Source organism: Alteromonas sp. NFXS44, assembly GCF_040148705.1.
Lineage (GTDB): Bacteria > Pseudomonadota > Gammaproteobacteria > Enterobacterales > Alteromonadaceae > Alteromonas.
In genome coordinates, this window is record NZ_JAGDEA010000005.1 from 258610 (window position 1) to 279682 (window position 21073).

Here is a 21073-nt window from a genome sequence, read left to right on the forward strand (position 1 = left end):
GCTTGTGCAGTTAGCGGGTGCCAGATTATATGAGTGATAATTCAACACCAGATGACAAATTTAACGAGGCTAAATCCTGGGATTTACCGTTTTTGTCTGACGAAAAAACAACGCAGGATCTACAACGCACTAATGCGCTGAATCGTCGCAGTGACTGGAAATATGAACCTCCGGAGCCGGAAGAAGAAGAGATCCTGCCTCCTACTGCGGAAGAAATTGAAGCCATCCGTCAGTCAGCCCATGATGAGGGCTACAATGAAGGCAAGCAAACCGGCTTTGAAGAGGGCAAAGCGCAGGGATATACCGAAGGCAAAGAACAGGGTCATGGCGAGGGTCTGGAAGCCGGTAGAGCAGAAGGTATCCGGGCCGCTCAGGCTGAAATAGATGCACTGGCTGCTAATTGGACATCACTGGCAGACAATCTCACTGCGCCGTTATCGCAGGTAAATAATGATACCCGCAAACAACTGGTCAGGCTGGCTGTATCACTGGCAAGGGCAGTGATACGCACCGAAGTGAAAACCGGTGAGGACGCTATTTTGCAGGCGCTGGCCGAAGGGTTAAAAGCCCTGCCGGTGAACGAAACCCGTTACCACATCTCCATGCACCCTGATGACATACAGCTGGTCACAGAGCATTACGGAAAAGACACGGTTGAGCAGAAAGGCTGGCAGTTTATTGAATCTCCGGCAATGTCCCGTGGCGGCTGTGATATTACCACCCAACAAAACGCTGTTGATGTGTCTGTAGAACGCCGCTGCAAAGATATACTTAGCAAGTTCCTCCTCGAACGGGGGCTTTCAGATGACTAGTCCCTGGGGCAGTTATTTTGAAGATCTTATCGACCAGATACCGCAGCCTCCTGTGGTTACCGCCGGAAAACTGGTTCGTGGTATTGGTCTCACCCTTGAAGCCGTCGGCTGCCAGCTGCCTGTTGGCAGTCAGTGTATGGTACAGACCATTGAAGGGGAAATTGAAGCTGAAGTCGTCGGTTTCGGCGACGATATTACCTATCTGATGCCCACTGAAGCGGTTCGCGGGATTGTTCCCGGTTCAAGAGTGTTGCCACTAAACCGTGAAAGTGGTCTGGCTGTGGGTATGGGTCTGCTCGGTCGTGTGGTCGACGGGAATGGCCAGCCTCTTGACGGATTAGGACCGGTAAAAACCGACATCCGCGTGCCCACCACCAAACCACCCATCAACCCGCTGACACGCCGGCCAATCTCTGAACCTATGGATGTGGGCGTACGCGCAATTAACGCATTGAACACAGTAGGCGTAGGGCAGCGGATGGGACTCTTTGCCGGATCCGGTGTGGGTAAGTCGGTGTTGCTGGGCATGATGACCCGGGGCTGTGAAGCTGATGTGGTGGTCGTGGGTCTTGTGGGAGAACGGGGCCGTGAGGTCAAAGAGTTTATCCACGATATCCTTACTGAAGAGGAACGCCAGCGCGCCGTGGTTGTGGCTGCACCGGCAGACACCTCGCCGTTAATGCGCCTGAAAGGCTGTGAAACAGCCGTGACGATTGCTGAGTATTTCCGCGACCAGGGCATGAACGTATTGCTGCTGATTGATTCTCTGACCCGTTATGCCATGGCGCAACGGGAAATCGCGCTCGCCGTAGGCGAACCCCCGGCAACTAAAGGCTATCCGCCCTCTGTGTTTGCACGCTTACCGGCACTGGTTGAGCGTGCCGGTAATGGCAGCGCCGGTCAGGGCTCGATAACTGCTTTCTATACAGTTTTAACCGAAGGCGACGATTTACAGGACCCTATTGCCGATGCGGCCAGAGCTATTCTTGACGGTCACGTGGTGTTGTCACGTACGCTGGCAGACAGTGGCCATTATCCGGCAATTGATATTGAAGCGTCTATCAGCCGGGTGATGCCCATGGTGACCAGTGATGAGCATTTACAGCAGGCGCGGCGTATCCGTCAGGTGTATTCCACGTACAAGCAAAACCGCGATCTTATTTCTATCGGTGCTTATGCGAAGGGCTCTGATCCCCGTATCGATCTCGCTATCCGTGCGGAACCGGCTATTAATGCATTCCTGCAGCAAGGCATGAAAAACGTTTTGCCCTATGATGAGTGTCTGCAGGGCATGTCGGCACTGGCCGGCGGGTTAGGTAAAGGGTAAGGTCAATGAGTCAGCTGGCACTGGTTGCAAAATTCGAACTGGAAAAAGAGCAGAAAGCTGCGCAGCAGTTTCAGCTTGCTCAACAGCACGTTACTCAACAGCGTCAAAAACTCAGCAATTTGCAACAGTACCGACTTGATTATGTCCGTCAAATACAGGCAACCGGTAAAGGTGGCGTGGCAGCGAAAGCTTACCATCAGCATTTGTCGTTTGTGGGTAAGCTGGATAAAGCCTGTCAGCAGCAAATGAATGTGATTTCTCAGGCATCACTGGTCGCTGAGCAGCGAAAACGGGCCTGGCTGGAGCAGCAAAAGCGCCGTAAAGCGGTGGATATGCTCATTGACAAAAAAGCAAAGGAAGCGCAGCGTATTGAAGCCCGCCGTGAGCAGCAAATGCTTGATGAATATGCCTCTCAGAAATTCTACAGAAATCAATTAACTAAATCTCCATTCTAACTACCGGTGCCTCTGTTCGGGTATGAATAAGCCCGGCGGTGCCGTAATTAATTTCCTCTTTAACGTCTGAAACCGGCGACCTGGAACAGGTTTTGCGTAGTTGTAAACGTGAAAGTAATTAACCCGCAAATACCACTGTTTTTTGACAGAAATACGGGGTTTCCGGGAAGAGGATTAAGATTATGATGCAACAAGTTGCCACTCAGCGTTCAGAAATTGCCGCTTTGCCGATAGATATCGATACATCCGCCGGAGTATCGACGTTTGACGGACAGCAACAGGCTTTTGCTGATGTGTTTAACCGCGCTGCCACACCGGCAGAGCAGGCAAGAAAATCCTCTTCTGCCAGTCAGCGTCCTGATAATACTACAGATGCCAAATCCGCGGACAGTAAACGCAGTGTCTCCTCCCGTGATACACAAACAAGCCGTGAGCCCATGGAACGGAATAAAAACCATGTGGCAGACGAACACAAAGTGACTGAATCTGCGCAAACTGCGGCAAAACAAGTTGCTAAAGAAAAGGCAGACGTTGAGAAAAGTAATGCATCTGAAAATGCTGTGGTAACAGCAGAGGCTGAGTCAGAAACAAACGTGGAAAGCGCCGCCTCTGCAGATACGCAGAGTGCCACAGATAAAGCAGAAGATTCCACAGACTGGCTGTCTTTTGTTGATGCCGTGCGCCGTCTGAATGAAGGTGAACTAAACACCGGTGCACAGGTAGAAGGTGATGTCACGCTGGCTACCAGTGTTGAAGCGTTACCGGAGGAACTGCACCTTGACGCATTGATCAGCGGCGAAGAACTGTTTGCCGGTAATGGCAATGATGAGCTTGAAGCGCTGATCGCCAGCTTAAAAGAGGCGCAAAAAACGCAATCCGGAACGGGCGAAAGCAATGATGTTGACGGCAGTGAGTCATTACAGGCCCTTGCTGAAGCCCTTAACGAAGCCGTCAATGCGCTGATTGCCGCACAGGAAGAGGAAAGCGCTGCCGCCGGTGCCGGTGATGCAGAAATCTCAGATGAAGAGGCAATGAAGCTGGCTGCCGCCATGATTGCTGCTATGAATAAGGCGTCAGGCAAAGATGTAAACAAAGCGGCTTCAGAGAATGCTGAAAATGCCGGACTGACTGAAAGTGAACTGGAAGCAGAAGCTGCCTTGCTGGTTTCTCTGATGAAAGCAGAAATGAGCGGCGAATCCGGTGCGGATAATCAACAAAGCGGGAAAGAACAGCAAACACTGAACAGCAGCGCATCTGCGAATGCTGAAGCGGGCATTGTCGCACAAAACACCGCCGGCGAATTTGCCAAAATACTGGCGTCATCATCAGAAGAATCACAGACACTGGTGACAGACAACCTGGCTGATAAGGTGGTGGCTATGTTACCCGACACCGCCAGTGAAGGTCAGAAAGCAGAAGTAAAACAAGGCGTCATTGATGCCGTTAAGCAGTTTCAGGCTCAGTTGCAAAGCGGCAGTGAACAACAGTCAGCGCTGGAAGCGATGATTGCCAGTGCCATTGAAGAAGCCGGCGTGGCGCCGGTGGAGAACCTTGAGGTAATGCTGCAAACAGAAATGAGACAACTCACTGCCATTACGGGGACCGCTTCGCAACTGGCGCAGGGCATCACAGTGACAGCTCTGGCATCACTTCATTCGGGCTCAGATACTACCGTAGCTGATATTCAGCAGGCCCGGACTGAGCGGTCAGCCGCTCAACAGGCCGCTGATGCAGACAAGCCGGTGAATATTCATCAACCGGAAGGTCAGCAGCAACTGGCTGAGAAGGTACGCTGGATGGTCAATGCCAGAAATTCCATGGCGGAAATCCGCCTCGATCCGCCGGAATTGGGCAGCATGCAGGTGCGGGTGAATGTATCCGGTGACGCAGCGACGGTAAACTTTGTCGTACAGTCAGCGCAGGCCAGAGATGCTCTGGCTCAGGCCGAGCCACGGCTGCGTGAAATGCTGGCAGAGCAGGGTATTAATCTGGGCGAATCTTTTGTCAGTCAGCAACAACAGGGTGGCAACGGTGAAGGTGGTGAAGGCAGTCAGCAGGGTGGCGGAAATGGCCAGCTTGCACAGGAAGCCGGCGAAGACAAACAAGTAACAGAACAATCGCTTACCCGCCAGGCGCAGGGCGGAATTGATGACTATGCTTAACCATGAGCAGACATACGCAATGGTTATTGCCAATTGTCTGTAATTCACCATAATACTCGCCAAAATGGTTAACGGGGAAAGCGCAATGGCTGATGAAGAGTTACAAATCGAAGAAGAAGGTGGCGGCAAAAAAAGTAAGATGATGTTGATCATCATCATTGCTGTGGTATTGATTGGTGGCGGTGCCGGTGCTTATTTCTTTCTGTTTGCCGGTGGTGATGAGCCTGCAGCAGAAGCATTAGCTGAAGGCGAAGAAGCCGCAGCCGCTGAAAGTGAAGGCGAAGCGCCGGAAGCTGCTCCGGCATCAGGTTCAGCGGAAGTGGGAACAGCCTTGTATGTTGCTTTACCGCAACCCTTACTGTTCCATATTCCGGGCAGTGGCCGTGAGCGTACGGTACAGATTAAAATTCAGTTGCTGGTCAGGGGCACTGATAATGAAGAAACTGCGAAAGTGAATATTCCGCTTATTCAGGGGCGTTTATTGCAGGTATTCAGCAGCAGTAATGCCGATGATCTGGTCACAGAAGCGGGTAAAATCGAATTGCGGGAAAAAGCCCTTGAAGAAGTACAGTCGGCCATGAAGGAATATACAGGGTCAGAAGTAGTTGAACAGGTATTGTTCACAGGTTTCGTGATGCAATAACGGGTTATCACAGTGAGCGATTTATTATCACAAGACGAAATTGACGCGCTCTTACACGGTGTCGATGATGTCGAAGAAGAAGAGGTATCGGACGCACCCTCCGACAGATCTGCGCTGGAATATGATTTCTCCTCGCAGGACCGGATTGTACGTGGCCGTATGCCAACGCTGGAAATTGTTAACGAGCGTTTTGCCCGGCATTTGCGGGTGAGCTTGTTTAACATGATGCGACGGTCTGCCGAAGTCTCTATTAACGGCATCCAGATGATCAAATTCGGCGAGTACATTCACACGCTGTTTGTACCCACGAGCCTGAACATGGTGCGCTTCCGTCCGCTGAAAGGAACGGGGCTCATCACCATGGAAGCCCGGCTGGTGTTTATTCTGGTGGATAACTTCTTCGGTGGTGATGGCCGCTATCATGCGAAAATCGAAGGTCGCGAATTTACGCCTACTGAACGGCGTATTATTCAGATGTTGCTGAAAATTATTTTCGAAGACTACAAAGAAGCCTGGGCGCCGGTCATGGACGTTTCTTTTGAGTATCTGGATTCTGAAGTTAACCCGGCCATGGCTAACATTGTCAGCCCGACTGAAGTGGTAGTTATCAGTTCTTTCCACATAGAACTGGACGGCGGCGGTGGTGACTTCCACGTGTCGTTGCCCTATTCCATGCTGGAACCTATTCGTGAATTACTCGATGCCGGTGTGCAATCTGATAAAGAAGACACCGATTTACGCTGGAGTAAGGCACTGCGTGACGAAATCCTTGACGTAAAAGTGGCATTAACCACGCATATGCTGGATGTGGACGTGCCACTGCGTCAAATTATGGAATTTAAAGCCGGGGATATCATTCCGGTGGAAATGCCGGAGCACATTACTGTGCTGATTGAAGATCTCCCAACGTTCCGGGCTAAGCTCGGACGCTCAAGGGATGCGCTGGCACTAAAAATTTCCGATAAGATCCCGCGTCCGACGTCGGTGAAATCGGAACTGCAATTATTAACCCGCGGCGGGCGCGTTATTGATAACGACGCTGAGCTGCAAGTACTTGAAGAAGATCTGTAGTGACGATCTTAGTAAGAGGGCAAAGTCATGAGTGATAATGACGGAATGGACGACTGGGCCGCAGCCATGGCCGAGCAGGCTGATGCTGAAGCTGGCGAAGGTGAAGGTGATGATGACGTTCAGGTTGCTGAATTAGATGAGCTGACCGATGACGCGCCGATTACTCAGGAAGAGAAAAAGAAACTCGATACCATTTTAGATATTCCTGTGACCATTTCTATGGAAGTGGGACGCAGCCAGATAAGCATCCGTAACCTGCTACAATTGAACCAGGGTTCCGTGGTCGAGCTGGACCGGGTGGCCGGTGAACCACTGGATGTTCTGGTAAATGGCACGTTGATTGCTCATGGAGAGGTAGTAGTGGTCAACGATAAGTTTGGTATTCGGTTAACGGATGTTATCAGTCAAATCGAGAGAATCAAAAAGCTTCGCTAAAACGCTTTCTAAAACAGGGGGTTGCATTCTGCTGCCCCTGTTATTTAGCCATCAGGCCTGTGCTCAAAGCACCCGGTCAATAACTAATCCCACGTCTGTACTGTCAATTTTCCTGTCATTGCTGGTGGTTGTCGGCATTATATTTTCCCTCGCCTGGCTTATGCGCCGGTTTAATGTCACTCATGCTGCGAACGGGCAGATGAAAGTGGTTGCCAGCATGATGGCCGGTGCCAAAGAGCGCATTATGGTTATTCAGGTGGGTGACGAGCAGCATCTCATCGGCGTGACTGCTCACAACATCAATCATCTCAGTAAACTGGAAACGCCATTAGCACCTGCCGGAAACGGACAGGAGGGTAACGGTGCAGATTTTCGTCAGAAGCTGGTTAAAGCTATGGCTGGCGCCATGAATCCGGCAGTGAAAGGAGAGGGCAATGATAAACAATAAGTGGTTGTGCCGTTTTCTGACGCTCTGTCCGGTATTATTTCTTCTGGCTCTGCCAGCCAGTGCCCAGCAGGGGATCTCTGCCGTCACTGTGACCACCAATGCGGACGGTACGCAGGATTATTCAATGACGTTGCAGGCATTGTTCATCATGTCTGCGCTGAGTCTTATTCCTGCGTTTATTATGATGATGACGTCATTTACCCGCATTATTGTAGTGTTATCCATTCTCCGTCAGGCCATTGGCCTGCAGCAGTCTCCTTCCAATCAAATCCTTATCGGCGTGAGCCTGTTTCTGTCTATGTTTATCATGACGCCGGTGTTTGAAGAGGTAAATGAGCGCGCCCTGCAACCTTATCTGAACGAGGAAATGACCTCCCGCCAGGCGCTGGAAGAAGCAGCAGAACCCATGCGGGCGTTTATGTTGTCACAAACCCGGGTGAAAGATCTGGAAACCTTTGTCCGTATTGCCGGCGATGAAGACAAGTATGATGAGCCTGCAGATGTGCCGCTGACCATTCTGATCCCGTCATTCGTGACCAGCGAGCTGAAAACCGCATTTCAAATCGGTTTCATGTTGTTTATTCCTTTTCTCATTATTGACCTGGTCGTGGCCTCCATTTTGATGGCGATGGGTATGATGATGCTGTCGCCGATGATTGTGTCACTGCCCTTTAAATTAATGCTGTTTGTACTGGTGGATGGCTGGAATCTTATATTCGGCACCCTGGCAACCAGTTTCGGCATGGGCGTGTAGGAGACAACACATGACACCAGAAGTCTTTGTTCAAATTCTCCGTGAATCCATGTTTATGGTTATCCTGCTGGTGTCAGCGGTGATTGTGCCCAGCATGATTGTGGGTCTGATTGTGGCAGTGTTTCAGGCGGCCACGTCAATTAACGAACAGACAATGAGTTTCCTGCCCAGGCTTATCGTGACCTTGCTGGCACTGGCGTGGGGAGGTAACTGGCTGGTGGAGCAACTGATGGACTTTACCTTTCATATGGTCAATCAAATCCCTCAGGTCGTCGGGTAAAGGTTACGTTCCGTGAACGTGGATTTATCTACCATTAATCAGTTTCTGGCTGATATGTTGCTGCCGTTTATGCGCATCAGCGGCATGTTTGCAGCCATGATTGGATTAAGTGCCAAATCTATTCCCCAGTCGGTGAGAGCCCTGCTGGCTATCTTTCTGACCCTGGTGATTATGCCGGTCGTTAAACCGGTACCCGTGGACGATTTGGTCGGCGTAGGATCTTTTCTGATGGTTATTCAGCAGTTGCTGATTGGAATCGCCATCGGGTTTATTTCTATGATGGTCCTGAACACCTTTGTTCTGGCAGGTCAGATCATCGCCATGCAAACCGGTCTGGGGTTTGCCTCTATTGTCGACCCGGTAAACGGAATTAACGTGCCGGCAGTCGGTCAGTTTTATCTGATCCTGGCGACGTTGCTGTTCTGGACCGTTGACGGCCATCTGGCCATGATCCAGATGATTGTTATCAGCTTTGATGCGTTTCCCATCGGCGAAGCATGGTGGACAGCAGATCAGTTCCGCGATATTGCAGAATGGGGCGGCTGGATGTTTGTGTCTGCGATTACGTTATCGCTGGCGCCCATCGTGTCACTGCTGATCGTGAACCTCGCGTTCGGGGTGATGACCAAAGCATCGCCACAGTTAAATATTTTCAGCATTGGTTTTTCCATTGCTCAAATCATGGGGTTAATCATTATCTGGATTACCCTCGATAACTTTACGTCCCACTTTGCCACCCAGTGGCAACGTGCTCAGCAATTCATGTGTGAGTTGCTGATGATCTGTCCCGTGTGAGGTAGACGATGGCTGACGAACAGGAAAAAACAGAAGACCCCACGGGGAAAAAACTCGACGACGCACGAAAAAAAGGCCAGCTTGCCCGGTCAAGAGAGTTGTCGACGACACTGGTTCTGGTGGTCAGTGGCGTCATGTTTCTTGTCATGGGGGGCACCATCGCACAGGCTATTTTCGGCATGATGAAAAACATGTTCCAGCTTTCCCGCGACCAAACCTATGACGCAACTCACATGTTTGGGGCCTGGGTTTACGGTTTTTCTGCGGTGGCAGCGCCTGTTTTACTGTACATGGTCGTGGCGATGGCCGCCGGTATTTACGGCTCTATTGCGCTGGGCGGATACAATTTCACCTGGGAATCGGCGTCGCCGAAAATGAATAAGCTGAATCCGCTTAACGGTTTTAAGCGCATGTTCGGTGTTAATGGCCTGGTGGAACTGCTTAAGTCCATTGCCAAGTTCTTCGTTATCGGTTCCATGGCGCTGGTATCGTTAATGTACTTTCAGGATGAAGCACTGCATCTTGACCTTGAGCTGTACCCGAATAATTTGTTCCACGCACTGAACATGCTCGAATGGGCGTTTTTCCTGCTGACACTGGGCATGATCCCCATCGCTATTTTTGATGTGCCGTACCAGCTGTACAAGCACAACAAAGAAATGAAAATGTCCAAGCAGGAGGTGAAAGACGAACGTAAAAATGCCGAGGGTGATCCTCAGGTGAAAGGACGTATACGTCGCCTGCAATATCAGGCTGCAGCCCGCCGGATGATGCAGGAAGTACCGAAAGCGGATGTGGTTGTGACTAACCCGACGCACTATTCCGTGGCGCTTAAATACGATGATAACGGCGGCAGAGCACCTGTGGTGGTGGCAAAAGGGATTGATGAACTGGCCATGCATATCCGTAAAATTGCCGGTGCCCATGAAGTGCCTGTTGTGCCGTCACCCATGCTGGCAAGGGCTATTTATTATTCCACTGAAGTTGAGCACGAAATTCCCCACAAATTGTTCATGTCGGTGGCACAGGTGCTGGCGTATGTGTATCAATTACGTGCATTTAAGGCGGGTAAGGGCAAACGTCCTAAACCACTTAAGAAAGACTTGCCGATACCACCTGAACTCAGAAGGTAAATCCGTCAGTACTTTTATCTACAGTAATGATGGCGTCGCGGCCTGTTTCTTTGGCCTGATATAATGCTTTGTCGATGGCTTCCAGTTCTGCGGCCATCGTATCCGGTCCGGTAACGTATCCTATCCCGCCGGATACCGTGAGCGGGCCCAATGCATAGGGAAGGGCATTTCCGGCCGCTTTGAGGGCTGCTCTGAATTTGTCTGTAGCAGCTTTTGCTTCTGTAAAATCCGCATCAGGAAATATGAGTAAAAATTCTTCACCGCCTATTCTGCCTGTAATATCGGTTTTTCTGAAATTGTCTCTGACCAGAGCACCAAAGGTACGTAATACTTCATCACCGGCAGCATGACCAAAATTATCATTTACCTGTTTGAATAAATCGATATCGAGCAGGGCGACAGCAAGCTTTTTGCCGCAGGCCCCGGCGATGTCAGCCTGTTCTTCCAGTGATTTAAAGGTATGCTGGCGGTTTAGCAGAGATGTCAGGCTGTCAGTCATCGCAATCTGTTCCAGTTTATGCTGATACCTGGCGCGCTTTTTCTGCAAAATAACCAGTGCCACGCACAGACTGAAAAGCAAAACGAGCGCCGATATCATAAAGAAGCCCCGCTGGCGCTCTGTTTTTATGCGCAACTCCTGAGCTTTCGTCATCGCTTTGAGGGCGGCATTTTCCTGACTTTTCTTATCAACGTCGAAAAGAGTCTGCAGTTTGAACAGCTTTTCAGCACTGATTTCATTCAGGCGCTTTACTTGTTTATTGCGTGCGTCTTCCAGTGTTTGATAGGCCTCGCCGTAGTTACCTAATGCCGCCTGAATTCTTGATTCCAGTATCCGTGACTCAATCACTTCTTTTGGCGTAGCAGATGCAGAAATCGTTTCTGCGCGGGCCAGTGTGTCCAGTGCGGTGCCGAAGTTGCCGGTATGATAATGGGCGTTTGATAATCCCCGTAATATATCCCCGTAATACTGTTCCGACGGCAATATTTCCTGAATCAGTATCAGCTCCCGGTAAATCGCCAGCGCCTCTGCATAGGCTTTCTTTTTCATTAGCCTGTCAGCGTCAAGAAGTTGTAATTCCACCTGCGCATTTTTGTCTGCCAGTTCCCGTGCAATGGTCATTGCTTCGTCGAAATAACGCTGCCCTGCAATTTCGTCGCCCGTAGCGAAGTGAGAAAGAGCAAGCTTATGTAACAGGTTTTGCTGATTGACCCGGTTGTGCCTGGAGACTGCAAATTCCAGCGCCTCCTGCAAATAGGGAAGGGCATTGTCGTATTGTTCAGCCTGCTGAAACACCGATGCAATAAGACCCGCTATGTGAGCAGGCGGAATTTGAGTAGCGTTCTCCGATGCAATTCTGTGGGCAATGATCAGTTTTGTCAGCGCGGCCACACGATTTTGTAGTGATTGCTGAATTAATCCCTCTGTCATTAATGCACCGATGTACAGCTGGGTGACAGTATGCTGCTGCGCCCACTCACTGACGGCAGCAACATAATGCAGCGCCAGCACCTGGCGCTCTGTCTTTTCGTAAAGTTGCGATTTTTGCAGCAGTAAACGGTGATAGAGCAACGGTTCGCCTACTTGATCTACATTTTCAAGCCCCTGTTTCAGAAGAGACTCTGAGCGGCTGAAATCACCCAGTTTCATGTAAAAGTACGACAGCAGATATTGAATAGTGGCAGGCGTATATTCGGGCAGGACATCATCAAGCATCTCTTCCAGACCGAGTACGGTTTCCTGCGGGTGCTGATGAAAAGACTTAATGACGCGGATTACCGCATCGTCGGGCGCAGATACCTGTGCCGGTGCCGCAAAGGCGCAAGAAGACATAAATATCAGGCCTGTCGCTGCAACAACAGGAAAAATATTGTTCTTAAATGCAATACGTCGCTGTTTTAACGGGTATTCCGGCACTTGTTGTCCTGAGCATGTCTCATCCGGTTTAACTATAGTTCAAAAAACAACGCCGGGCGCTTGTTGGCAAACATTTTCAAACTGGCACATTAGTTGAACTGACACTGACAGACACGAAGTAAGCGTCAATTTTCTGTTAGCGAGAGCAAATTTTATGCAGCTATCCGGCTATCTGCAGCGGTTCGACAAAAATCAGATTCAAAATATCACCAGTGGTCTGGGGGCGCCTGTCGTTTTGCTTGCGATCATGGGCATGGTTATTTTGCCAATGCCGCCCTTTCTGCTCGATGTTCTTTTCAGTTTTAACATCGCCCTCAGTCTGGTTATTATTCTTGTGGCTGTATTTACCCAAAAGCCGGTGGACTTCGGTATATTCCCCCTGGTTTTGCTGATCGCAACGGTTTTACGGCTGGCATTAAATGTAGCCTCTACGCGGGTCGTTTTGCTGTATGGTCATGAAGGCGGCGATGCTGCGGGTAAGGTAATTGAAGCCTTCGGAGCCGTGGTGATTGGTGGGAACTATGCGGTGGGGGTGGTGGTATTCGCCATCCTGCTCATAATTAACTTCAAAGTAGTGACAGCCGGTGCCGGCCGTATTTCAGAAGTCAGTGCCCGGTTTACCCTTGATGCCATGCCCGGTAAGCAAATGGCCATTGATGCCGATTTGAATGCCGGCTATATCGATCAGGATGAAGCCCGTAAGCGCCGGGAAGAAATCACCGCAGAAGCAGACTTCTATGGCTCGATGGACGGTGCGTCAAAATTCGTTAAAGGTGACGCGGTAGCCGGTTTGTTCATCATGATGATTAACATCGTCGGCGGTTTATTTATCGGCATGATTCAGCATGACTTGTCCTTCGGAAATGCGCTGGAAGTTTACACTATCCTGACCATTGGTGACGGTCTGGTTGCCCAGATCCCATCCCTGTTGTTGTCGGTGGCAACGGCAATTATCGTCACCCGCGAAAACGAAACTCAGGAAATGGGTAAGGAAATCCGGACACAGCTGGGTAATCAGCAGGCTCTGTATATTGCCGCAGCAGTGCTGTTTGTCATGGGCATTGTGCCCGGCATGCCTCACGTGGCCTTTCTGGGATTTTCTGCTATTGCTGCCGGTTATGCATACTGGCAGGGTGTACAGGCGAAGAAAGCGGCAGAAAAACCGGCTGTGCCGGCCAAAATGGAAGGCGGTGCTGACCAGCCTGCACCGGAAATCAAGGAGCTGGGATGGGATGACGTACAGCAAGTTGACACCATTGGTCTTGAAGTCGGTTACCGGCTCATTCCGCTGGTGGATAAATCACAGGGCGGCGAATTGCTGACCCGTATAAAAGGTGTGCGGAAGAAACTGTCTCAGGAACTGGGCTTTCTGGTTCCGCCGGTACACATCCGCGATAACCTTGATCTCGACCCCAATGCTTACACGATCTCCATGCTGGGGGTGACCATCGGCGATGCGCAAATCAGTCATGATGAAGAGCTGGCGATTAACCCCGGGCAAGTGTTCGGTAAGCTGGAAGGACGGGCGACTAAAGACCCCGCTTTCGGACTGGATGCCGTGTGGATACGGCCGAATCAGCGGGAGCATGCGCAAACCCTTGGTTACACAGTAGTGGATGCGGCCACCGTGGTAGCGACACATCTCAGTCAGTTACTCAGCAACAATGCCTACCAGTTACTCGGTCATGAAGAAGTTCAACAACTTCTCGATATGCTGGCGAAATCCAGTCCTAAGCTGGTGGAAGGGCTGGTACCCGATATTCTGCAGCTGAGCACCGTAGTAAAAGTACTGCAAACCTTGTTGTTCGAAGGCGTTCCCATCCGCGATATGCGTACTATCGTTCAAACCTTATCGGAATACGGCCCCCGCAGTCAGGATCCGGATGTGCTGGTATCTGCAGTGCGTATTGCGCTGAAGCGTCTGATTGTGCAGGAAATCAGTCAGGGAGCGAAAGAAGTGCCTGTCATAACTCTGGCACCAGAGTTGGAACAGATGTTGCACCAGTCACTTCAGGCAGGAGGAGAAGACGGCGCCGGCATCGAACCGGGACTGGCCGACCGGCTCCAGCAATCCCTGCAACAGGCCGCACAACAACAAGAACTGAATGGCGAGCCTGCGGTACTGTTGACGTCAGGCATGTTAAGACCTGTGCTGTCACGCTTCCTGAAGTATTCGGTAGCTGGCCTGCATGTGTTGTCTTATCAGGAAATCCCTGATGACAAACAAATCAAAATTGTCAGCTCTGTGGGTCAATAATCTGACGCCGGGTGAGTGAAGAGGTTGAGATGAAAATCAGACGGTTTTTTGGCAAAGATATGCGGGAAGCATTAAGCCAGGTAAAAGCAGAATTGGGCAGTGACGCCGTAATCATGTCGAATCGCAAAGTGGCAGACGGTATTGAGCTGGTCGCCGCTTACGATAAAGAGCCGGAAGCAAAAATAAAACTCAACACCCGCCATGACGCAGGTAAGCCTGCTGCACAGAAGGCGATGCCAAGCCTCAGCGAAATTATCGGTGACGACGGTCCGGATACCTTACGGGCGTTGCTTGAAAAGCAGGCTGCAGAAAAAGCTGCGGCTGCCGGAAGTGACCGTCAGAACCCTGCAGTTTCTCCTGCACCACAAACATCGTCTGCCTTCGCCGGAGATCCCCGTGGAGTCAATCCACAACCCGCTGCATCTCATGACGAAGAGGCGTTTTCATTTGCTGATGTATTTTCTGCAAAAGAACAAAAGCCTGCACCGGTATCTCAGATGAATCCCGACTTTAGAGCGGCGGAAAGTCAGCAGTCTGCCGGTGCCCCGGCCAGTGAGCTGGATGCGATAAAAGAGGAGCTGGCCTCTCTTCGCAGCGTTTTACAATATCAGGTCGCAGACTTGATGGATGCGAAAAAGCAGCGTCAGCGTCCCGTACACAGCTATCTGACTCAGTGTTTAACCGGTATGGGGCTGAGTGCTTCACTGGCTGAGCAACTGGTGCACTACACCCCTTCTCAATACACCGAGCGGGAAGCGTGGATTTATCTTCTCAACCTTTTGGCTAATCGCCTTAATGTTTCCGGTAATGATATCCTGACCCAAACCGGTGTGGTTGCTCTTGTTGGTCCAACGGGAACAGGCAAAACCACGACTGTTGCTAAATTAGCAGCACGCTATGCGCAAAAATACGGTGCTGATCAGGTGGCTATGATCACTATCGATACCTACCGTATTGCCGCTTATGAACAGCTGGCAACGTATGGCAAAATTATTGGCTGTACCACAAGGAAGGCGCAAAGCAGTGAAGAATTAGCCGAACTTCTCTTCCAGTTACGCCATAAGCGTCTAATATTAATAGACACGGCTGGTTTCAGTCAGCGCGACAGTCGTTTAATAAAGCAACTTGGTCAATTTAATCACGGACAAATGCAACCTGTCCGTAAATACCTGGTTGCGCAGGCAAATACCCAATATCCTGCATTGCAACGCATCATTGAAGCGTATAATTCCGTTAAGCTTGACGGATGTATCTTCACGAAAGTTGATGAATGCTACAGTTTGGGTGAGGTTTTAAGTGTTGCTGTTGAACAGCAATTGCCAGTTAGTTATGTGACCGACGGGCAGCAGGTACCTGAAGATATTAAAGTTGCTGATGCAAAATCTCTCGTATCTGCCGCTGCAAAGCTTTATAAAAAGTACGGTTTGAATCATACTAAGCGTAATCATGAAGTTAATTCAGTTCAGGCAGTATGATCGAAGATCAAGCGAGTAGCTTACGAAAGATGAATCAATCACGCCTCATAAAGGTTATTGCCGTTACCGGCGGCAAAGGTGGTGTTGGTAAAACCAATATTACATTAAACACGGCGATTGCTATGGCCAAGCAAGGTAAGCGGGTCATGGTACTCGATGCCGATTTAGGATTAGCGAACGTTGACGTCATGCTGGGTCTGCGTGTTGAGAAGAACCTTTCTCACGTATTATCCGGTGAATGCACACTTGATGATGTTCTGGTAACCGGACCTCACGGTATTAAAATCGCTCCGGCGACTTCAGGTACTCAGGCAATGACTGAGTTATCGCCCACAGAACATGCCGGATTAATCCGTGCTTTCAGTGAGTTGCGGTCGCAGATTGACGTGCTGATTGTAGATACCGCTGCCGGTATTTCCGATATGGTACTGAGTTTCTCCCGTGCCTCGCAGGACATCATGGTCGTGGTTTGTGACGAACCGACTTCTCTGACCGATGCCTATGCACTGATTAAAATATTGAACCGTGAACACGGCGTGTTCCGGTTCAAAATAGTGGCAAACATGGTTCGGGACATCCGTGAAGGGCAGGAATTATTCAGTAAATTATCAAAAGTGACAGGCAGATTCCTGGATGTGGCACTAGAATTGGTGGCAACTGTGCCTTTCGACGAAAATATTCGTCGGGCAGTCAGAAAGCAAACCGCTATTGTGGATGCATTTCCCGGTTCTCCTGCGGCCGTCGCGATTAGTCAGTTAGCCACCAAAGCGCTTAACTGGCCGGTACCGGCTCAGCCGGGTGGTCACCTGGAATTTTTCATTGAACAACTGGTGACGAAGCAAGCAGTAGGAAGCCAACGTTGAATAGTAAAGCGGCAGCTTACCAGCAGCAGACCGACAAGTCGCAGCTGGTCGAGCGCCATGCATCCCTTGTAAAACGCATTGCCCATCACCTGATGGCGCGTTTGCCTGCCAGTGTGCTGGTGGATGACCTGATTCAGGCAGGGATGATCGGATTGCTGGAAGCAGCCAGAAATTTCGACGGCTCGAAAGGGGCCAGTTTCGAAACCTTCGCAGGTATCCGTATTCGTGGTGCTATGCTGGATGAAATCCGTAAGGGCGACTGGACACCCCGTTCAGTGCATAAAAATAGCCGTGCTATTACGGAAGCCATAACACAAGTTGAAAGAGAAACTGGCAGAGACGCGCGTGATACAGAAATTGCTGCTAAGCTAAATGTCAGTATTAATGATTATCATCAAATGCTTAACGAGGTGAATGCCGGTAAACTTGTCGGTATTGAAGACCTGGGTGTGTCAGAAGATGTAATCAGCACAGAACAGAATAAAGGTAATGATTCACCCCTCGAAGATTTAATGCAGGGGGCGTTTCAAAAGGCGTTGGCGCATGCCATCACAACATTACCTGAACGGGAAGCAATTGTACTGTCCCTGTACTATGATGAAGAACTGAATTTACGTGAAATCGGTGAAGTTCTTGAAGTCAGTGAGTCAAGGGTCAGCCAGATTCATAGCCAGGCCATGTTAAAACTAAAAGCCCGAATGCAATCATGGCAGGCAGAAGAATAAAACATACTAATATTAATAACGATTGATAATCCTCACCGGAGGCTATTTTGGACAAGAGTATGAAAATTCTTGTAGTAGACGACTTCTCTACTATGAGACGAATCATAAAGAACCTGCTTAAAGATCTTGGATTTTCCAATATTCAGGAAGCTGACGATGGAAGTACGGCCCTCCCCATGCTCCAGCAAGGCGACTTTGAATTTGTCGTGACCGACTGGAACATGCCAGGTATGCAGGGTATCGACCTGTTACGCGCTATTCGTGCAGACGACAAACTCAAGCACTTGCCAGTATTGATGGTGACAGCTGAAGCGAAAAAAGAGCAAATCGTTGCTGCAGCACAGGCAGGTGTAAACGGATATGTTGTGAAGCCTTTCACAGCCGCTACACTTAAGGAAAAACTCGATAAGATTTTTGAGCGTTTAGGTTGATCCAGCCGCTCCCGCCAGAGAAGAGGATTACTGGATGTCTCCTACTAAAAAAGTCCCTATTTCGCTCGAAGAAGCAAAACAGCTGGTAGCATATCTTGAGCAGGGCGATGACGACTCCGCCAGCGCCCTGCTTGAAGCCGTATCTGCCAAAGAGTCTGTCGAACTTTTTGCTGAAGTTGGCAAACTTACCCGTCAACTTCATGACGCCCTCAACACCTTCCAGTTAGACGAGCGTATTGCTGGTCTGGCTAATGATGATATTCCTGATGCGCAAACGCGTCTCACCTACGTAATTGAAGAAACTGAAAAAGCGGCTAATACTACAATGGACGCTGTAGAGTCCTGTATGCCCATTGCTGAATCTTTATCAGACCGGATCACAGCCCTTGAGCCTGAATGGCAAAAGCTTATGACCCGTCAGATTGAGCTCGGTGAATTCAAGAGTTTATGTATGGATATCGACGCCCTGTTTAAGGACGTGTCGAAAGATTCTTCTAAACTTAATAGCCTTTTGACCGAAGTATTAATGGCACAGGGTTATCAGGATTTGACAGGCCAGGTTATTCGCAGAGTGATTGACCTGGTGAAAGAAGTCGAAGACAGCCTTGTGAACATGCTGACCGTGTTCGGTGAAAGGGATGCACCTGTTAAAGCACAGAGCACCACGAACAAGCCGGACGCTGTTGAAGCGGAAGGGCCAATCATGAACGCTGAGAAGCGGGATGACGTAGTACAAGGCCAGGATGACGTGGATGATCTCCTGTCGAGCCTTGGTTTTTAGGGGAGCGAATGAATGTCGTTTGATGTTGATGAGGATATATTACAGGACTTTCTGGTCGAAGCCGGAGAAATCTTGGAACAATTACAGGAACAGTTAGTTGACCTGGAGAATAATCCGGAAGACGCTGACCTCCTCAACGCGATTTTCCGTGGATATCACACGGTAAAAGGTGGCGCAGGTTTCTTATCTTTGACTGAACTGGTTGAGATTTGTCACGGCGCAGAAAACGTCTTTGACGTAATGCGTAATGGCCAGCGTACACTGACGCCGGAATTAATGGATGTCATTCTGCAAGCGACAGACGTCGTAGTGGAAATGTTTGAGCGGGTAAAAGCCCGTGAACCACTCGAAGCCGCTGATTCAAATCTTGTTGATGTTCTGCATAAGTTGAGCAAGCCTGAAGCCCCCGGCGAAAATATTTTTGGCGGGGAAACGGCAGCACCTGCAGAAGAAGTGCCGGTAGCAGAAGAGCCTGAGCTGATTGTTGAAGAGGTACCGGTTGCACCGGAAGCCGCCGCTGTTGCAGAGCCTGCCGGCGATAACAGCATTGAAGATATCAGCGAAGATGAATTTGAAGCGTTACTGGACCAGCTACATGGTTCCGGTGCGCCCGGCAGACCGTCAGCAGATGCAACTGCTAAGCCGGCAGCTCCTGCACCCGCTCCGGCAGCAGCCGCTGGTGGAGATGGTAAAGATATCACCGATGATGAATTTGAGGCTCTGTTAGACGAGCTTCACGGTAAAGGACAGTTCGGTGGCGATGCCGCACCTGCCGCTACACCAGCGGCCGCAGCACCCGAAGCGAAACAGGCTGCAGCCGGTTCTGATGGTGACGAAATCACCGATGACGAATTTGAGGCTTTGCTTGATCAGTTACACGGTAAAGGTCAGGGGCCCGGCATTGCCGGTGGTGTTGAAGTCGACACTCAGGCAACCAAAGCCGTTCAGGCTGCCAAAGCGGAACAGTCTAAACCTGCTGAGCCTGCCAAGCCGGCTCAACCTGCTAAAGCTGCAGCACCTGCCCCGGCCGCAAAAGCGGCTCCGGCTGCGCCAGCCGCACCCGCTGCACCTTCTAAGCCCGCAGCGCCTGCTGCTAAAGCTGCACCTAAGAAGGAAGAAAAGGCCCCGCAGGCAGAAACTACTGTTCGTGTAGACACCAAACGACTTGACCAGATTATGAATATGGTCGGTGAGTTAGTGCTGGTTCGTAACCGCTTGTTAAGCCTTGGTATCAATACCAATGACGAAGATATGTCGAAGGCTATCGCGAACCTGGATGTGGTGACCGGTGATCTTCAGGGCGCGGTAATGAAAACCCGCATGCAGCCCATCAAGAAAGTCTTCGGTCGTTTCCCCAGGGTTGTCCGCGACCTTGCCCGGAGCCTGAAAAAAGAAATTACTCTTGAGCTTGAAGGGGAAGAAACGGATCTGGATAAAAACCTGGTTGAGGCGCTGGCCGATCCCCTGGTTCACCTGGTGCGTAACTCCGTCGACCATGGTATTGAAATGCCGGATGACCGTGCTAATGCGGGTAAACCGCGCATGGGTACAGTGAAACTGGCAGCTTCACAGGAAGGTGATCATATCCTGCTTACTATCACCGATGATGGTAAAGGGATGGATCCGGAAAAGCTGAAAGAAATCGCTATCAGTCGTGGCGTGCTTGATGCTGATGCCGCCGCCCGTATGTCTGATGTGGAAGCGTTTAATCTGATATTCGCGCCGGGCTTCTCTACCAAGACAGAGATCAGTGATATCTCCGGTCGTGGTGTGGGCATGGACGTGGTTAAAACCAAAATCAACCAGCTGAATGGTACTGTAAATATTGATTCTCATCTGGGTAAAGGTACCCGGTTAGAAATCAAAGTACCGTTAACGCTGGCAATCCTGCCAACTCTGATGATTGTTGTCGGTCAGCAAACCTTTGCATTGCCATTGGGTGCTGTTAACGAAATTATCAATATGGACATCAAGAAAACCAATACGGTAGATGGTCAGTTGACGATGATCGTCCGCTCTAAGGCTATCCCGCTATTCTTCCTTGGTGAATGGCTTATCCGCGGCCCGAAAAATATCGAGAAAGAAAAAGGTCATGTTGTTGTAGTTCAAATCGGTACGCAGCAGGTGGGCTTCGTGGTGGATGCATTGATTGGTCAGGAAGAAGTGGTGATCAAGCCACTGGATGCCTTGTTACAAGGTACACCGGGTATGGCTGGTGCAACCATTACATCGGATGGCGGAATCGCGTTAATTCTTGATATCCCGAGTCTTCTTAAGCGATATGCGCGCAGGTCATAGTCGCAATTAAAGG

At 50.2% G+C, this 21073-nt stretch carries 20 protein-coding genes; 19 read left to right on the plus strand and 1 reads right to left on the minus strand.

What is annotated here, in order from left to right; genetic code table 11:
- Window positions 1-29: 29 nt before the first annotated feature.
- The 12 genes from fliH (at window position 30) to flhB (ending at window position 10315) form a co-directional block, all read left to right on the plus strand.
- A complete protein-coding gene (gene fliH / locus J3369_RS06385) occupies window positions 30-812 on the plus strand; it encodes a flagellar assembly protein FliH (RefSeq protein WP_349585087.1) in 783 nt (260 codons plus the stop codon).
- Window positions 805-2139, plus strand: a complete 1335-nt coding sequence (gene fliI / locus J3369_RS06390; protein WP_349585090.1) for a flagellar protein export ATPase FliI — start codon at window positions 805-807, stop codon at window positions 2137-2139. The genes fliH and fliI overlap by 8 nt, the downstream gene beginning before the upstream one ends.
- Window positions 2140-2144: 5 nt before the next feature.
- Window positions 2145-2594, plus strand: coding sequence for a flagellar export protein FliJ (gene fliJ, locus J3369_RS06395; RefSeq protein WP_349585092.1), 450 nt, complete (start codon window positions 2145-2147; stop codon window positions 2592-2594).
- A gap of 182 nt (window positions 2595-2776) precedes the next feature.
- On the plus strand, window positions 2777-4756 hold the full coding sequence (locus J3369_RS06400) for a flagellar hook-length control protein FliK (protein ID WP_349585095.1): 1980 nt from the start codon (window positions 2777-2779) through the stop codon (window positions 4754-4756).
- Between the two features lie 85 nt (window positions 4757-4841).
- Window positions 4842-5399, plus strand: a complete 558-nt coding sequence (fliL, locus tag J3369_RS06405; RefSeq protein ID WP_349585098.1) for a flagellar basal body-associated protein FliL — start codon at window positions 4842-4844, stop codon at window positions 5397-5399.
- 12 nt (window positions 5400-5411) lie between these two features.
- Window positions 5412-6470, plus strand: coding sequence for a flagellar motor switch protein FliM (gene fliM / locus J3369_RS06410; RefSeq protein WP_119500571.1), 1059 nt, complete (start codon window positions 5412-5414; stop codon window positions 6468-6470).
- Window positions 6471-6497: 27 nt separating this feature from the next.
- On the plus strand, window positions 6498-6905 hold the full coding sequence (gene fliN, locus J3369_RS06415; protein ID WP_349585101.1) for a flagellar motor switch protein FliN: 408 nt from the start codon (window positions 6498-6500) through the stop codon (window positions 6903-6905).
- Window positions 6906-6933: 28 nt separating this feature from the next.
- Complete coding sequence (gene fliO / locus J3369_RS06420) at window positions 6934-7353, plus strand: flagellar biosynthetic protein FliO (RefSeq protein ID WP_349586193.1); 420 nt, start codon at window positions 6934-6936, stop codon at window positions 7351-7353.
- The gene (gene fliP / locus J3369_RS06425; RefSeq protein ID WP_303574368.1) at window positions 7340-8107 is read left to right on the plus strand and encodes a flagellar type III secretion system pore protein FliP; all 768 of its coding nucleotides are present in this window, start codon (window positions 7340-7342) and stop codon (window positions 8105-8107) included. The genes fliO and fliP overlap by 14 nt, the downstream gene beginning before the upstream one ends.
- 10 nt (window positions 8108-8117) lie before the next feature.
- Window positions 8118-8387: a flagellar biosynthesis protein FliQ gene (gene fliQ, locus J3369_RS06430; protein WP_119500574.1), complete on the plus strand. Its 270-nt coding sequence runs from the start codon at window positions 8118-8120 to the stop codon at window positions 8385-8387.
- 12 nt (window positions 8388-8399) lie between these two features.
- Window positions 8400-9182: a flagellar biosynthetic protein FliR gene (gene fliR / locus J3369_RS06435; protein WP_119500575.1), complete on the plus strand. Its 783-nt coding sequence runs from the start codon at window positions 8400-8402 to the stop codon at window positions 9180-9182.
- An 8-nt stretch (window positions 9183-9190) separates the two neighbouring features.
- Window positions 9191-10315 carry a flagellar biosynthesis protein FlhB gene (gene flhB / locus J3369_RS06440; RefSeq protein WP_349585106.1) on the plus strand — a complete coding sequence of 375 codons (1125 nt, stop codon included), beginning with the start codon at window positions 9191-9193 and terminating at the stop codon, window positions 10313-10315.
- On the opposite strand, the gene J3369_RS06445 is transcribed toward flhB, so the two are convergent.
- Window positions 10305-12146 (minus strand): tetratricopeptide repeat-containing diguanylate cyclase, encoded by a 1842-nt coding sequence (locus tag J3369_RS06445; protein WP_349585109.1) that lies wholly within the window; start codon window positions 12144-12146, stop codon window positions 10305-10307. The genes flhB and J3369_RS06445 overlap by 11 nt on opposite strands.
- A 238-nt stretch (window positions 12147-12384) precedes the next feature.
- On the opposite strand from J3369_RS06445, the gene flhA reads away from it, so the two are divergent.
- The 7 genes from flhA to J3369_RS06480 are packed head-to-tail and all read left to right on the plus strand — an operon-like array spanning window position 12385 to window position 21060.
- Window positions 12385-14487 (plus strand): flagellar biosynthesis protein FlhA, encoded by a 2103-nt coding sequence (gene flhA / locus J3369_RS06450; protein ID WP_119500578.1) that lies wholly within the window; start codon window positions 12385-12387, stop codon window positions 14485-14487.
- A gap of 29 nt (window positions 14488-14516) precedes the next feature.
- The gene (gene flhF / locus J3369_RS06455; protein ID WP_349585112.1) at window positions 14517-15962 is read left to right on the plus strand and encodes a flagellar biosynthesis GTPase FlhF; all 1446 of its coding nucleotides are present in this window, start codon (window positions 14517-14519) and stop codon (window positions 15960-15962) included.
- Window positions 15959-16825, plus strand: a complete 867-nt coding sequence (locus J3369_RS06460; RefSeq protein ID WP_119500580.1) for a MinD/ParA family protein — start codon at window positions 15959-15961, stop codon at window positions 16823-16825. The genes flhF and J3369_RS06460 overlap by 4 nt, the downstream gene beginning before the upstream one ends.
- Window positions 16822-17550 carry an RNA polymerase sigma factor FliA gene (locus tag J3369_RS06465; RefSeq protein ID WP_119500581.1) on the plus strand — a complete coding sequence of 243 codons (729 nt, stop codon included), beginning with the start codon at window positions 16822-16824 and terminating at the stop codon, window positions 17548-17550. Before J3369_RS06460 ends, J3369_RS06465 begins: the two co-directional genes overlap by 4 nt.
- Before the next feature lie 47 nt (window positions 17551-17597).
- Complete coding sequence (gene cheY / locus J3369_RS06470) at window positions 17598-17981, plus strand: chemotaxis response regulator CheY (protein WP_119500582.1); 384 nt, start codon at window positions 17598-17600, stop codon at window positions 17979-17981.
- A gap of 34 nt (window positions 17982-18015) precedes the next feature.
- Window positions 18016-18762, plus strand: coding sequence for a protein phosphatase CheZ (locus J3369_RS06475; RefSeq protein ID WP_303574364.1), 747 nt, complete (start codon window positions 18016-18018; stop codon window positions 18760-18762).
- A gap of 12 nt (window positions 18763-18774) precedes the next feature.
- Window positions 18775-21060 carry a chemotaxis protein CheA gene (locus J3369_RS06480; protein ID WP_349585117.1) on the plus strand — a complete coding sequence of 762 codons (2286 nt, stop codon included), beginning with the start codon at window positions 18775-18777 and terminating at the stop codon, window positions 21058-21060.
- Window positions 21061-21073 lie beyond the last annotated feature (13 nt).